This is a genomic window from Ensifer meliloti (assembly GCF_030064585.1).
GTDB classification, from domain to species: domain Bacteria; phylum Pseudomonadota; class Alphaproteobacteria; order Rhizobiales; family Rhizobiaceae; genus Sinorhizobium; species Sinorhizobium meliloti.
This window is the reverse complement of record NZ_CP120366.1, coordinates 1089115-1102944: the sequence shown is the minus strand read 5'-3', so window position 1 is coordinate 1102944 and position 13830 is coordinate 1089115. Positions and strand designations below refer to the sequence as shown.

The 13830-nt window shown below is 61.3% G+C and carries 11 protein-coding genes and 3 pseudogenes; 4 read left to right on the top strand and 10 right to left on the bottom strand.

The features are described 5' to 3' along the window. Positions 1-290: 290 nt before the first annotated feature. From PZL22_RS29905 to PZL22_RS29890, 4 genes and pseudogenes are all read left to right on the top strand, one after another. A complete protein-coding gene (locus PZL22_RS29905; protein ID WP_014528454.1) occupies positions 291-1097 on the top strand; it encodes a DeoR/GlpR family DNA-binding transcription regulator in 807 nt (268 codons plus the stop codon). Beyond that, a complete protein-coding gene (locus PZL22_RS29900; RefSeq protein WP_127584192.1) occupies positions 1087-2565 on the top strand; it encodes an alkaline phosphatase family protein in 1479 nt (492 codons plus the stop codon). The genes PZL22_RS29905 and PZL22_RS29900 overlap by 11 nt, the downstream gene beginning before the upstream one ends. Beyond that, positions 2564-2879, top strand: a pseudogene (locus tag PZL22_RS29895) (transposase domain-containing protein); the annotation flags it as partial. The gene PZL22_RS29900 and the pseudogene PZL22_RS29895, both read left to right, overlap by 2 nt. After that, positions 2879-3158: pseudogene (locus tag PZL22_RS29890) on the top strand (hypothetical protein). The pseudogenes PZL22_RS29895 and PZL22_RS29890, both read left to right, overlap by 1 nt. Here the strand turns inward: PZL22_RS29890 and tnpA are convergent. From tnpA to PZL22_RS29840, 10 genes and pseudogenes are all read right to left on the bottom strand, one after another. Beyond that, a pseudogene (tnpA, locus tag PZL22_RS31740) lies at positions 3142-3583 on the bottom strand (IS66-like element accessory protein TnpA). The pseudogenes PZL22_RS29890 and tnpA sit on opposite strands and share 17 nt — an antisense overlap. Positions 3584-3990: 407 nt before the next feature. After that, positions 3991-4758 (bottom strand): SDR family NAD(P)-dependent oxidoreductase, encoded by a 768-nt coding sequence (locus PZL22_RS29880; RefSeq protein ID WP_014989923.1) that lies wholly within the window; start codon positions 4756-4758, stop codon positions 3991-3993. A gap of 9 nt (positions 4759-4767) precedes the next feature. Beyond that, positions 4768-6477, bottom strand: a complete 1710-nt coding sequence (locus PZL22_RS29875; RefSeq protein ID WP_014989922.1) for an SMP-30/gluconolactonase/LRE family protein — start codon at positions 6475-6477, stop codon at positions 4768-4770. Beyond that, positions 6456-7436: an NAD-dependent epimerase/dehydratase family protein gene (locus tag PZL22_RS29870; protein WP_014989921.1), complete on the bottom strand. Its 981-nt coding sequence runs from the start codon at positions 7434-7436 to the stop codon at positions 6456-6458. The genes PZL22_RS29875 and PZL22_RS29870 overlap by 22 nt, the downstream gene beginning before the upstream one ends. A 1-nt stretch (position 7437) precedes the next feature. Beyond that, positions 7438-8526 carry an ABC transporter ATP-binding protein gene (locus PZL22_RS29865; protein ID WP_164843145.1) on the bottom strand — a complete coding sequence of 363 codons (1089 nt, stop codon included), beginning with the start codon at positions 8524-8526 and terminating at the stop codon, positions 7438-7440. 1 nt (position 8527) lies between these two features. Beyond that, positions 8528-9358 (bottom strand): carbohydrate ABC transporter permease, encoded by an 831-nt coding sequence (locus PZL22_RS29860; RefSeq protein WP_127701673.1) that lies wholly within the window; start codon positions 9356-9358, stop codon positions 8528-8530. Between the two features lie 11 nt (positions 9359-9369). After that, positions 9370-10275 (bottom strand): carbohydrate ABC transporter permease, encoded by a 906-nt coding sequence (locus tag PZL22_RS29855; protein ID WP_014989919.1) that lies wholly within the window; start codon positions 10273-10275, stop codon positions 9370-9372. Positions 10276-10357: 82 nt separating this feature from the next. Continuing rightward, positions 10358-11623, bottom strand: coding sequence for an ABC transporter substrate-binding protein (locus PZL22_RS29850; protein ID WP_014989918.1), 1266 nt, complete (start codon positions 11621-11623; stop codon positions 10358-10360). A 32-nt stretch (positions 11624-11655) separates the two neighbouring features. Beyond that, positions 11656-12825 carry a mandelate racemase/muconate lactonizing enzyme family protein gene (locus PZL22_RS29845; RefSeq protein WP_284718737.1) on the bottom strand — a complete coding sequence of 390 codons (1170 nt, stop codon included), beginning with the start codon at positions 12823-12825 and terminating at the stop codon, positions 11656-11658. After that, on the bottom strand, positions 12822-13751 hold the full coding sequence (locus PZL22_RS29840) for a dihydrodipicolinate synthase family protein (protein WP_041169469.1): 930 nt from the start codon (positions 13749-13751) through the stop codon (positions 12822-12824). Before PZL22_RS29840 ends, PZL22_RS29845 begins: the two co-directional genes overlap by 4 nt. Positions 13752-13830 lie beyond the last annotated feature (79 nt).

The window sequence follows — 13830 nt, the reverse complement described above, 5'->3', positions numbered from 1 at the left end:
CAGCCTCTCCCGTAACGGCAACTCTTTACAGGAATGTGACACTAGTTGGCATTATTTGGATTTTCAAAAAAATGCTCTGATGCTGGAGCCAAAAAGAGGGAGAAGGAAGGGCGGGTTTTCAGTACGCGCGATTGAAACGAGTGAGCCGGAGCCATTTGTTGATGCTTGCATTGTCCTAAAACCGTCATGAAAGTTTCGTTGACAGGTACTTCAGAGCTTACTATCCCAAGAAAGACCACATAGGGCTTTGGAGCGCGCCCATCCGGCATCATGGAGAGAGAGAGGAATTTGTGACGAAACTACCGGCAGCAAGCCGCCTGCAGGCCATCGCTGATTTGCTGCGCACTGGCGAAGGAATCGGAATAGCCGCAATGGCAGAGCGCTTCTCCGTGACGATGGAAACTATCCGCCGCGATTTGGTCATTCTCGAAAAGGAAGGCCTGCTGACGCGGGTGCATGGGGGGGCGATCCCAGTTTCCCGCGCCGCGCCGCTGCCGTCGCGGCTGGCCAGCCTGAGCGCAGAAAAGGCCGTAATTGGAGAGCTGGCGGCGCAAACCGCGGCGCGGGACGGCTGGATATTCATCACCCATGGCAGCACAGCTCTAGCCGTCGCCAAGGCGTTAGACGATGGCCCTTCGGTATCGGTCATGACGAATATGCCCGTCATCGCGGAAGTGCTCCAAAGCGGCATCAAGCACCGGGTCACGCTCACCGGGGGCGAATACGACTATGCCAATGGTGCGCTTATGGGCGAACAAGTACTAGAGGCCATTTCCGAGTGCCTTTTCGACACGGCCATCATTGCAGCCTACGGCGTTGATCCGGTGCATGGCTTGGTAGAGTCGAGCAAGTACCTGCAACGCTTCAAGCGGCTGCTGTTCGAGCGCAGCCGCCGCCGCATCTTCGTTGCTGACCATAGCAAATTCGGCGCGTCAGGAGCGTATGTCTCGGTGTCCCTCTCGGACATCGGAACCATTGTCACCGACGAGCCACCGCCCGCCCCCTTTGCGGATAGGTTCAAGGATGCAGGTGTGCGCGTGGTTTATCCACAAAAGAACGAAACGAACAACATGGAAGAAGACACCAATGGCCAATGACGCGCGCCATGTCGTGGTGTTGGGAATTGACGGCCTGCGGCCCGATCTGGTCACTGAAAGCAACATGCCCCATCTTGCGGCGCTGGCCAAGGATGGAACGTGGAACCGCCGTCATACCACAGTGTTTCCGAGCGAGACACGGGGGGCGCTCACGGCCTTGGCCACCGGCGCAACCGCGCAGGTGAATGGCATTGCTGGGAATCAATTCTATGTCCGGGGGACCAGTCCCGATCAAGTGTTCACAGAAACCACGCATGATTGGTGGGCGGCGGATGAACGCTTGGCGGGCAACCTGGTGAAAGCGCCCTCGATCTCGGAAGTTCTACACCAAGCGGGACGGCCGTTTGCGGTCGTCACATCGAGTGGCCCCGGCGCACTGCCCGCGCTGAACTGGAAGGGCCAGCAGCGCGGACAAACCGGGTTCAATGTACGCCATCCCCAGATCGGCTACCCGCATTCGTTTGCCGCCCGCGCCCATCGTTCCCTGAAAATCCCGGCCGGGGGCACCTCCGCCGATGGCCCAATGATGGCATTCCGGGTATTCGAGCGCGAAGTATGGCCCTACGACAAGCCCGCCGCCAGTATTCTTTGGTGCACCGAAGTCGATAGCGTCAGCCATCTGCACGGCCTGCAATCGAGCCAGCTACTAGCAGAGATGCGGGCCTGCGATGATGTGATTGGAGAGCTGCGGGCATGGCGGGACGCCCAGCCGGAGCGCGACAGCATCACGTTGTTTATCGTTTCCGATCATGGCCACGTGACGATCGGCGGCACGGTCAACGTGGCCGACGCTCTTTGTCAGGCCGGGTTCAAGGCGGCGGCATCGTTCAACGATCATGCAACGCAGGTGCTTGTTCGACCGGGCCGCGCCGTGGGCCTGTGGCTCAAACAGGATGACCCTGCCCTAATGCGGGACATACGGGACTTCATAATGGAACAGGTTTGGTTCGGCGGCGCATTCAGCCCTGCCAGTGAACCGGGCAGCATCAGCGGGACGGTGGATGGCAGTCTCGCGCTGGAACTGTTGGGTGCGGGCGGCGAGCGCGCCCCTGGCCTGTTCGTGCACCTCGGGAAAACGCCTGCCGACGATCAGGCCGATCAGGCGGGGCATGTGGATTCGGTCTTTTACGACCCCGGCGGCTACGATCTGCGGATGGGCGGCGGCACGCATGGGGGGCTGCATCGCGGCGAGTTCACGGCCGTTCTCGCGGGCTACGGCGCGGGACTGGCGCAGGGCCAGGTTTCAGATGCTCCGAGTTCCATCACGGACATTGCGCCCACGATCCTGTCACTGCTGGGCATCGATGCGCCGAAGACAATGACAGGCCGCGTGCTGGGCGGCGATGCGTCGGAGAGTGAGGAACTGGCATACGCGGAGATTCTCTCTGCCGGCGCCCACAAGACCACCTTACTGAGGGGCATCGAGCGGCAGGGCCACTTCCATGTCAGCGAAGGTGGAATTCAGTAGGGGCATCCTACAGAAGGGCTTGCGCTATTGTAGTCACACCACAAAAGCGGTGGACATCGACGACGGCCGTGTCGCCATTGATAACAACGCCGCCGACCGGGCCCAAGAAACAATTGGCTCTTCGCTGGCGCTGACACCGGCGCGGAGACCCTGAAGCGTGCCATGACGATCATCGAGACGGCCAAGATGAACGGCATCGATCCGCAGGCCTATCTGGCCGATGTGCTCGACCGCACTCACGATCACAAGATCAATAGGCTCGACGAACTGCTCCCGTGAACTGGGCACCTGTGGTCTGCGCCGAGTCCGCCTGATGGCCACCATCACCCATGTCTTCACCATCAACCGTGTCGCCGAAATGCTCGGCGAAGACCGGGAACTCCTCGAGGCGATCGTCAGCAATTCTGACAATTTCACTATGGAAGTATCATCTGCGTCGTACACGGTGACGATGAGACAATCACCGAACTGACCGACGTGAGCTGAGGCAAATGCTTGGGGATGCGCGCCGTTCGCCTGAAGCCTGGAACGACTTCCTCGACTGCTTCGTCGACGACGAAGAAGTCATCGCTCGCGTCAAGGCGCTCCCATGACCGCCATCAAAGCATCCACATGACCGCATTCTAGCGTCACGCCGTTCGGCAGTGACGCGCTCACCGTGGTTGGAGAGGAGAAAGGCACAGCCCTTTTCGAGGGCCGACCCACGCACCCATTGCAAGTCCCCGCCAATCCACCGCAGCCATGCCGATCTGTCGCAGCAGGGCCCGATCGGAAGTGCTTTTAAACTGAACTGGGATAAACGCCGGTGATGAGGACGGCGCGAGAGGCTGGCTTTGCGCGCGCTTTTCCACTTGCACAGAAGGTTCGCGTTGACCCGATGTTCGAGCGCAAGTCTCGCTACCGATGCGAATGGCTCAAGGCAGGCCGCGACGAGGCGGTTCTTCGATGCGGGGTCATATCGACATCGCCCGTGCCGACGTGGCATGACATATGACCATCCGCCGACCCTCTCATGCATGAAGGAGAGAGGCGACTCTTCAGTCCAGCCATGATTTCGGACCCTGAAGGTTATCCTTCCCGGACGTGGAGCCTGCGCATCGGCGCGCCCCACAATTCCAGCAATCCTCTTCATCCAGGAGGCTGAACGTATGGCATCGGCATCGATCCGGAACCGGTCTTCTCCAGAGATCACTTCAACCGAACGGCTACGAAGTTCATTGGAGCGCGGCTCCTGTGTTCCGGCGGTAACTCGATGTGTCCTGAAGGAGAGCGACAGGATTTGGACATCCATGTCGCAGAATGCCGTATTCCAGCGATCGAACCGCAAGTCGTGTCACGTGTTTCCATTTCAACCGAAATTCATGCCATGTTCCACCAGCGAAATTCACGCGCTACCCGCATGACACAATCGAATACGACGACCCTCTAGAAGCCACCCGACATCACGACGGCCTCACCGGTCATGAAGCTACACGCATCCGAGGCGAGAAAGAGCGCAGCGCCCACCATTTCGTCGGGCCTGCCTGCGCGGCCCATCCAGTTGAGCGTCCGGACGTAGTTCGACCATGCCTCAGGATCGCCGTCGCGGCGGGCGGCGTTTCGGTCCGTGTCGATGAGTCCCGGTGCAAGTGTGTTGAGTAGCACGCCGCGGGAGGCATAATCGCGAGCGAGGCTTTGAATCAGGTTATGCTGGGCTGCCTTGGTCGCCGCATAAATGGAGACGATGGATTTTGGCCGCAACTGGTTGATGCTACCAATGTTGACGACGCGGCCCCAGCCGCGTTCCGCCATGGCGGGCAACGCCACCTGCAGCATCTCGACTGTAGAGCGAAGGTTGACATCGATCTGGGTGGCAAAATCCTCAGGTGTCACATCGTTGAGCGCCCCGTTGATTTGCGCCGATGCGTTGATCACCAAAATATCCAGGGGACCTGCGGCGCCTTCAGCCGCCGCAATCAAGTCGCGGCCGGCACTGGGCGGCGAAAGCTCGCGATCGATCGAGACCGCGTCACCGCCGGCAGCGCGTATTGCCTTTTCGATCTCGGCCGTAGCGCCGGGCCTCTGTCCGTGCAGGACAACACGCGCGCCATACGCTGCATAGGCTTGTGCGATCGAGGCCCCGATGCCGCGGCTCGAGCCGGTCACCAGAGCTGTTCTGCCCTTCAGCGAAAATATGTCCTTATACGTGCTCACAGCTGTCCCTCAGACGCCGAAGAGCGAGGCGGGCAGGCCGCGCTCACCGGGATTGCAGGCGAAAATGCCGCCGGAGAGCGGTGCTTCCGTCAGCGTTGAGGCCGGGAGACGGGTGCGCGCACTGGTGATGAACAAAGTCGCAAGATCGTCCCCGCCGAAGGCAACGCTGGTGGGGCGCGGCACCGGCAGTTCGACAGCTCGATCCAGCCGGCCATCTGGCCTATAGCGGTTCACGCGCCATCCGTCCCAGATCGCACACCAGATCCCGCCATCGGCATCGACAGCAAGGCCGTCCGGGCGGCCTTCCGCCTCGGGCACCCTAACGAAGACACGGCGGTTGGCGATGCTCCCCTCGCGTGCATCGAAGTCGTAGGCATAGATGATGCCCGGCACCGTATCGACGAAGTAAAAGGTCGAACTGTCCGGACTCCAGGCCAGCCCATTGGCGACCGTGAAACCGCTCCCGGCGCGGGTTACTTCGCCGGCACTCGTAAGGCGATAAAGGCTGCCGGTCGGGCGGCTCACGTCGAGCCGCATCGATCCCACCCACAGGCGGCCGCTCGGATCGACTTTGGCGTCATTCAGGCGGTTTTCCGGCAACCCGGGTTCCGGCTCGGCGAAGGGGTTAAAGTCGCCGCGGTCGAAATCGAAGTGCTCGACGCCATCCTGGGAGGCGACGATCAGTCCCTCATTCCGCGTCGGAAGGACAGCACTGACGAGTTTGGCGACGTTACAGCTCTCGTTCTTACCAGTGACGGGGTCGAAGCGGTGCACAGCCGGATGGAGGATGTCCACCCAATAGAGCCGCTTCTCCCTTTCGACCCAAACTGGCGCCTCTCCGAGCTGAGCGCCCCAGGGCAAGACGCATTGCACGTCGCTGAAGCCCCCCGAGCGCGTGCGGGGGCGTGGTCCAGAGCTGATCGCAACCGCCCCGACCGTGCCAGTGATCCGTCGCGCCGCCGCCATCAACTCGCGCCCAGCCGGATGGATGGCGGAACTGTCGAGGCGGGAAGCCGGCCCAAGCACGACGAGTGCGCCGAGTGGCACTCCATCGCGCCCGGCGATCGGAGCAGCGACGGAATTGACCCCGGCCAGATGCTCCTCGTAGGAAACGGCGTAGCCGCGGGCACGTGTCAGAACGAGATCGGCCTCCAGCGCCTGCGAATCCGTGATGGTGTTTGACGTAAATCGATCATATGTGATCTGCCCCGCCAGCGACCGGGCGAAAGACGGCTCCTGAAACGCAAGCAGGACCTTGCCGGCCGCAGTGCAATGAATCGGCACGCGCCGGCCGACCTCGATCAACACGCCCAAGCCACCACTTGACCGCTCTTCCAGATAGACCACGCGCTGACCGTCCAGCCGGCAAAGCGCAACCGTCTCTCCGAGCTCGCTCGCAAGGCGATCGAGTTCGGGGATGGCGGCGCTGACGAGGTCGAATTTGTCCCACACCCGATGTGAGAGCTCGACAAAACGGTGGCCGAGCAGATAGGCCCCCGTGGTCTCGTCCTGGCGGATCAGCCGGAAGACCATCAGCGTCTTGAGCATGCGCGCAAGCGTTGGCTTCGGCACACCGCTCATTTTGTGCAGATCGGCGAAGCGCAGCGGTTTCGGCGCCTCGGCTATGAGGTCGAGGAGAGCAAGCCCCTTGGCGAGCGCTGCCGCCCCCGCCGGCGCACCGCGATCCTCCAGCCCGCCTAAGCCTGCCTTGTCGTCCATTCCGCTACCGCCTCGTCCAGCATTCGCATGATCGGCCAGTCAGGCTCGAAACCGAGTGTCTCGCGAATGCGCTGATTGGATGTGTGATACCAAACACCGGCGCCAGGCAGATCCACCGTCAAAAGCGGCAACCCGGTCTTTTGCGCCATTACGGGCAGGATCTGGGCGAAGTCAACAGGTTCGGTAGCCCCCAGATTGAAGATACCACCGGCTGCCATTTGATGCGTAAGTGCAAGAAGCACGCCTTGGGCCATGTCGCGGGTGTCGGTAATATGCATTCGGAACGGCCGCCCCTCTTCATTGCGGGTCAGCACCAGCGCGGGCCGACCGGGGTCGGCCGCACGCAGAAGGTCGGCCGCAGCCTTATTGCCAAAGTTTTCCTGCTGCTCGATTTTGGGTCGAAGAAAGAAGCGCGGCCCGGAGAAGAAGCTTTCGGGGTCGAGCAGCTCGCTTGCGTTCTGCGTGTGCGAGAAGCGCAGGATTACCGTCTCCATCGACGATACGCGCCCCTGGAACGTCACCAGTTCCTCGCCGAGAAGCTTGGTCAGGCCGTATGGCGACAGCGGCTTCTTCGGATGGTCTTCGGTAATCGGTTGAAACTCCGGTTTGTTTTCCGGGTAGACCTCGCCGGAACTCGCGAAGACGAAGCGCCCGACCTTAGCCGCGGCCGCGGCCTCGAGCACGATGCGCGTCCCCTCGACATTTGCCCGAAAGAGTTTGTCGCGATCGCTTGCCAGCCAGGACATGAAAGCGCCGAGATGAAGCACCGCGTCGGTGCCTTCGCAAGCGCGTATTGCCGCTTCCCGATCGTCGAAGGCCCCGATGACTTCGTCGAAGCCGCCGTCCTCGATACCGGCCGAGCGAAGCTCGAAGCCCCGGACTTGATGGCCGCCGGCAATCAGCCGCCGGACGACAAAGGCGCCGACCCTTCCGGCAGAGCCCGTTACAAGCACTTTCATGTCAGTTTACTGCCTTTTCTGTCTTTGCGTCGAAGAGGTGGACCTCTAAGGCATTGAACGAGAGCACAAGCTCTTCGCCCTCGCGGATGGGGCCTGCGTGTGCGATACGGGCGATTAGACCCTTGCCGCGCTCCTCGTCGCGCGCATCCGCTCTGTAGGCGTGCTCGTCAGGTTCGAAGTAGACGTACTTTTCCGAGCCGAGGCTTTCCACCAAAGTCGGCTTTACGGTGAATGTGACGTCACCTGGACCGAGCGCGAGGTGTTCGGGCCGGATGCCGACGATGATCTCTCCCGCGCCGACGCCGACAGCCGCATTGAAGGTCTGGCCGAAGAGCGTCAGCTTGCCGGCTTCGATCCTGGCGCGCAGGAAGTTCATGCCCGGCGAGCCGATGAACCCGGCGACAAAGAGGTTCTCCGGCTTGGCGAACAAAGTATCAGGGTCGGCGATCTGCTGGATGGCGCCGTCACGCATGATGACGACACGATCGGCCATGGTCATCGCCTCGATCTGATCGTGCGTGACATAGACCGTCGTGACCCCGATGCGCTTGTGAAGCGCGCTGATCTCGGCGCGCGTATGGACGCGCAGCTTGGCGTCGAGGTTGGAAAGCGGCTCGTCCATAAGGAAGGCGCGCGGCTCGCGCACGATAGCGCGGCCGAGTGCGACGCGCTGGCGTTGTCCGCCCGAAAGCGCCTTCGGTCGCCGGTCCAGCAGATGGTCGACTGCGAGGATCTTGGCCGCCGCGCGAACCCGCCTGTCGATCTCTGCCTTGGGCATCCCACGCATCTTGAGCCCGAAGCCCATATTCTGACCCACCGTCAGATGCGGGTAGAGAGCATAGTTCTGGAAAACCATCGCGATGTCGCGGTCGCCCGGGGCAAGGTCCGTCACGTCCCTGTCGCCGATCATGATCTTGCCGCCGCTTGCCGGCTCCAGCCCGGCAAGAATTTTCAACATCGTTGACTTGCCGCAACCCGAAGGACCGACCAGTACGACGAACTCGCCATCCGCGATCTCCAGCGAGAACTCCTTGAGCACGTTGAGCGCTCCGTAGTCCTTGTAGACGTTTTGAATGCTTATTCCGGCCATTTCACTTCTCCGCGCCGGCAGTCAGGCCGCCGACCAAATAGCGTTCGAGGAACAGGTAGATGAGGATGATCGGCAGCGCGATGAACACGGCCGCCGCCGAGATCTCGTTCCAGTCGGTGACGTACTCGCCCTTCATCGTGGTGATGCCGAGATTGGCCGTCCAACTGCCCTGGGCATTGGTCAGGAAGGTGCGAGCATAGGCATAGTCCGCCCACGAGAGGACGAAGGCATAAAGCGCCGTTGCAGCTAGACCAGGCGTCGCTACCGGAAGCACGACCCGGAACAGGGCGCCAAGCGGAGAGCAGCCATCGACCATCGCCGCCTGCTCCAACTCGCGCGGGATCGTGTCGAAGTAGCCCTTCAACATCCAGGTGGTGAAGGGGATGATCAGCGTCGCATGGGCGAGGACAAGCGACCACAGGCTCCCGATCAGCCCCATCGAGCGGAAGATGCCGAAAAGCGGAATGACAAGCAGCGTTGCCGGCAACATCTTCGCCGTGAGAATGAAGAGGCCGAGCGATCGCCCGCCCTTCATGCTGAAGCGCGACAGGCTGTAGCCTGCGAAGACCGAAACAACCATCGACAGGGCTACAGAACCGAGCGCCGCAAGCGTCGAGTTCCACAGCCATAGGAAGATCGGCCGCTCGGTACCCACTTTGGCGAAGGTGCTCCACTGCGGTTCGGCCGGCCAGAAGGACGGCGGCAACTGGCGGATTTCCGCGAGCGTCGACAGCGCCGTGACGAACAGCCAATAGATAGGAAAGAGAAGGACACCGCAGACGACGGCAAGGCCGGCGTAGAGCGAGAGCGTTTGAAGGGTGGTGCGCTGCATCGCTCGACCTCCTAATACATTGCCTGGGACTTGCGGCCGAGCATCAACAGGCTGGCGACGACGCACAGCACGAGGGTTACGATGCCGATTGCGGAGGCGTAACCCATGTTGAAGAAGCCGAAAGCCTGATCGTAGGTCATGATCGAGAGCGTTTGCGTCGCCTTGAGCGGCCCGCCGTCGGTCAGCACTTTGATGATTGAAAAATCCCGGAAGACCCAAAGGACAACGAGCACCGACGTCACGCCGAGAACAGGCATGAGCACGGGAATGGTGATGTACCAGAAGCGCTGGAACGCGTTCGCGCCATCGACCTTGGCGGCGTTGTAGAAATCTTCCGGAATGGACTGCAAACCGGCAAGCGTCATGATGGAGACGAAAGGGTAACCCTTCCAGATCATCGTTATCGCCACCACCCAGAATGCTGCGGTCGGTTCGGAGAACCAGTTGATCATCTGGCTCGTGATGCCGAGCTTGATGAAGAGCCAGTTCATCAGGCCGAAGGAAGAATCGAAGATCCAGGCGAAAATGACGACGGCGATGACTTCGGGAACGGCCCAGGGCAGAGCCACGAAGAGACGCGCTAGCGTCCGCCCCTTGAAACGGTTGTTGACCAGCAAGGCCGTGCCCAGACCGACGGCGAAACAGGCTGCACTGACGACCACGACCAACTTGATCGTCACCCAGCACGAGTTCCAGAAATCCGGCGAGGCGAATAGCTTGTGGTAGTTTTCCAGTGTGAACGGCTTGCGCGGTGCGCTGAGCGTCGCCATGCCGATCTTCTGGAAAGACAAGTCGAGGGACACGAACAGCGGATAGACGATGATCAGGGCGACCAGCGCGACGGCCGGCAGCAACAACAGATAGCCCAGCCAATGCTGCCGGCTCGGCCGTGCCAGATCGAGGAAGCGTAGGCTCATGATTGCCTCTTGTTTCTTGCGGGGACCAGACGCCACATAAGGGGCGCCCGGTTTTCCTTTATGTGCCGAGGGCGGCAAGCGTCTATTGAAGCGCCGCGGCCTTCTCATGCATTGTCTTGGCGACCGCAGCAGGATCGAGATCTTCGATTATCATCCTCTGCGCCTCCTCCTGGATCATTTTCGAGAACTCGTTGAACTGGATCTCGAGGCCGATGGGAATGCGGTCGATCTTGTGGTCTGCCGCTGCCTTCTGCGACTGCGCCATCAGGTCGAAATGCGGAATCTGCGCCTTGGCTTCGGTGAGATCGGCGCGCGGGCTCGGCGGCGTCGAGGCGGCAAGCGTTGCGAAGCTGGTCTGGAATTTGTCGGAAGTCGCAATTGCGATGAAATCCCAGACAAGCTGCTTCTTCTCTTCGGAAATCTCGCTCGGCATTGCGAGAATGTTGGAGGAGCCGCCGAGCGGCGGATCGAAGGGAACGCTGGCGAGCTTCAGCTTATCCTTCGCCGCTCCCTGCTGCATGATGGAATAAATCCAGGGACCGTCGACCTTCAGCGCGATCTTTCCATCGGCAAAGAGCTTGCGGACTTCGCCGGCCGATAGATCGCGCGGTGTCAGGTTTTCCTTGACCACCGTCTTCCAGCGCGTCAGCCCCTCGACCATCTCAGGGGTGTCTATGGTCACCTCGCCTTCGGCATTGGTGAAGCGCGCGCCGGCGTCGAAAAGGTAACTCGCCATCTCGGCTATGTACTGGCCACCGCCACCCTTGGTTTCGTGGCCGGTTCCGAACTGATCGACAATGCCATCACCGTTCAGGTCCTTGGTCGTCGCTCGAGCCGCGGCAAGGAATTCCTCGTAATTCGTAGGTACGTCGACGCCCGCTTGCTTCAACATCTCCTCGTTGTAGCCGAAGATCGTGCCGTAATAGAGCATCATGATGCAGACGGTCGTATCCTGGAAGTTGCAGATGTCCTGCCCGCTCCAGCCGTCGAGCTCGAGCCCCGCCTTCTCGACCCAGGGGCCAAGATCCTCAAGCCAGCCATTATTGGCGAAGGTCTGGAACTCGAACGAGGCCAGGTGGACGACATCCGGCGGCGTGCCGCCAGCAAACAGTGTCGTCACCGTGTCGGAGTAGGCACTGCGCTCGACCTTGGTCCACTCGATCGTATTGCCTGGATGCTTCGCCTCCCACTCCTTGATCACCGAACCCCACCAGTCGCCGATGCCCTTCTCATCCTTCTGCCATGACACGAATTTGAGCACTTCCGCGCTTGCGGGCGCCGCCGAGGCGGCGCAGGCAAGCATTGCGGTCACCGTTGCCGCGACGGCGTATTTTCCGATGGTCTTCATTTTCTCCTCCACTCCTCCGAGAGAATCTTCTTTCAATGCTTCTTGAGCAGCCCTTGAGCCTCCTTGGACGGCTCGACGCCGAGACCCGGGCCGGTCGGCACGACGTACTCGCCGTTCAGGCAATCCATATCGCCGACGAGAAGCCGCCGGTTGGGTTCAAAGATCGAATGCTGGAACTCGTGGCAGTCGACATTCGCCAGCGCCGCACTCGCCTGCAGACTCGCAGCAAGGAAAATGCCGGCCCCGATCGTTGCGTGAGGGATGACTTTGATGTGGTGGACATGGGCATATGCGCCGATGCGCATGAATTGGGTGATCCCCTTATGACCCATTTCAGGCTGCACGATCGCGAGCGCATCGCGAGCCACGCGCGGCACCATATCGTGGACGGTTCGCCATTCCTCACCGACCGCGACGGCCGTCGAGACACTCGCGGCGACCCGGGCCAAGCCGTCGACATCTTCGGTGCGCACCGGCGCCTCGGCGAACCACAGTCCGTGCGGTTCCATCGCCTTGATGAGTGCGATCGCCTCGCTGGCGGTCTGTGCCCAATGCATGTCGCAGGCGATGCGCACGGCCGGACCCAGCCTTTCGCGCAGGGTTTCGATCTCTTTCGCGACGCCGTCGTCGGCGACAGGCGATACGAATTTGAAAGACGAAAATCCCTTTGCCTGCCAGCTCGCGGCGAGTTCTGCGCGTTTGGCGCGCGTATCCTCGGGCAGCCCGGAGATATATGCCGCGATACGATCGCGCCGCTGCCCGCCGAGAAGCTTGCAGACAGGCAGTCCCGCGAGTTTGCCGGCCAGATCCCACAGGGCGATGTCGATCGCAGCGAGCGCATCGACGTAAAAGCCGCCGGTATAGCCGCGCACCCGCATGAGGTCGTACAGATCGTCATGGATCGCCGCCGCATCGAAGGGGTCGCGGCCAATCGTGAAATCCGCAAGGAGATCATCGATGATCTCCATCGTGGCGCGTGGGGCAACCAGCCCGTAGGTCTCACCCCATCCGACGGCACCATTCTCGGTTTCGATGCGCACGAGCACGCTGCGATCGAATGTCGGATAGACGGTCCGGTTGCCCTTGCGCACTAGATAGCCGCGCCCGTTCGGCTCCTCCCCCGGCCGCGGTTTGCCGAGATAAGGCGTTTCGCGCGGCAGCGTCAGAGTGAAGCTTTCGATCTTTTTGACGCGATCGCTCATTTTGTCCGCCTCCATTTGTCCGCCCCGACGGACCCGAGGCCACACTCCTGGAAGCATCGTTCGATGTCCCGCACGGCCAAAGCATCGAGATCCGGTGTCGGCGCGCGTACAATGGGGTTGTCGAGAACCCCACGCAAGCCGAGCACATGTTTTGTCAAGCGCATACGGTAAACGGCCTGCAAGACCAACAGAGGTAGAGACTTGACGTAAAGCGCCCGCGCTTCGCTTCCACGACCGTCACGGTAACTGCGGTCGAGTGCGGCATGCAGATCGGCGATCTCGAGTGCCGGCATCGCCGCACATGCGCCTCGATCGTACTCGTCCAGAATGTAGCGGGCTCCTCCGCCGCCGATGACGCCAAGCATATGCTCCGGTGCGTTCGCCAGGATGGCCGTAATCGCCGGCCCCGCGGGCAGCGTCTCCTCCTTGACGTAGCGAACGGCTGCAACCCGACGGACGACTTCGAGGACTGCCTCGGGAGCGAGATCCGAACCACGCGGCGCCGGGGCGTTTTGAAGGATGATTTCCACCTCGGGCAGTTGCGCGGCCGCGGCCGCGAGAAAAGCCGTCACCGCACCGGCGCCGGCACCGATCGATTTCGGCGGCTGGATCATCAGCCGCGTGATTCCGAGCCCGAGCGCCTGTCGACCATACGCGACGACTTCGTCCACCGTCGGCGCGCTGGCGCCGGCCACGATTGGCACGCGGTCCCCCACCTCGGTCGCGACCACCTTGAGAAGGGCTTGACGCTCCTCCCCCGTTAACGCCTCCACCTCGCTTGCAAAGCCTGGGAAGACCACACCCGCTACGCCGGCATCCAAAGCGAAACGAACGATGCGGCGCATGGCATCAACGTCGACACCCGTTTCGGTGAAAGGGGTCGGGAGAACCGGGAGAATTCCTGTCAGCCGCATGAAGTGATCCATATTGTGAGACTTAGTTTCTATATTGTGGACCATACGCGGACATGATAGGTCGTGTCAATCATCGAACTTCGAAGGAGAT

What these genes read in the sequence shown, in the direction of transcription:
- PZL22_RS29875 (WP_014989922.1), bottom strand. Translation starts at nt 6,477, where the DNA reads ATGGACGACAAGGCAGGCTTAGGCGGGCTGGAGGATCGCGGTGCGCCG.
- PZL22_RS29865 (WP_164843145.1), bottom strand. Translation starts at nt 8,526, where the DNA reads ATGGCCGGAATAAGCATTCAAAACGTCTACAAGGACTACGGAGCGCTC.
- PZL22_RS29845 (WP_284718737.1), bottom strand. Translation starts at nt 12,825, where the DNA reads ATGAGCGATCGCGTCAAAAAGATCGAAAGCTTCACTCTGACGCTGCCG.
- PZL22_RS29855 (WP_014989919.1), bottom strand. Translation starts at nt 10,275, where the DNA reads ATGAGCCTACGCTTCCTCGATCTGGCACGGCCGAGCCGGCAGCATTGG.
- PZL22_RS29860 (WP_127701673.1), bottom strand. Translation starts at nt 9,358, where the DNA reads ATGCAGCGCACCACCCTTCAAACGCTCTCGCTCTACGCCGGCCTTGCC.
- PZL22_RS29840 (WP_041169469.1), bottom strand. Translation starts at nt 13,751, where the DNA reads ATGGATCACTTCATGCGGCTGACAGGAATTCTCCCGGTTCTCCCGACC.
- PZL22_RS29850 (WP_014989918.1), bottom strand. Translation starts at nt 11,623, where the DNA reads ATGAAGACCATCGGAAAATACGCCGTCGCGGCAACGGTGACCGCAATG.
- PZL22_RS29870 (WP_014989921.1), bottom strand. Translation starts at nt 7,436, where the DNA reads ATGAAAGTGCTTGTAACGGGCTCTGCCGGAAGGGTCGGCGCCTTTGTC.
- PZL22_RS29900 (WP_127584192.1), top strand. Translation starts at nt 1,087, where the DNA reads ATGGCCAATGACGCGCGCCATGTCGTGGTGTTGGGAATTGACGGCCTG.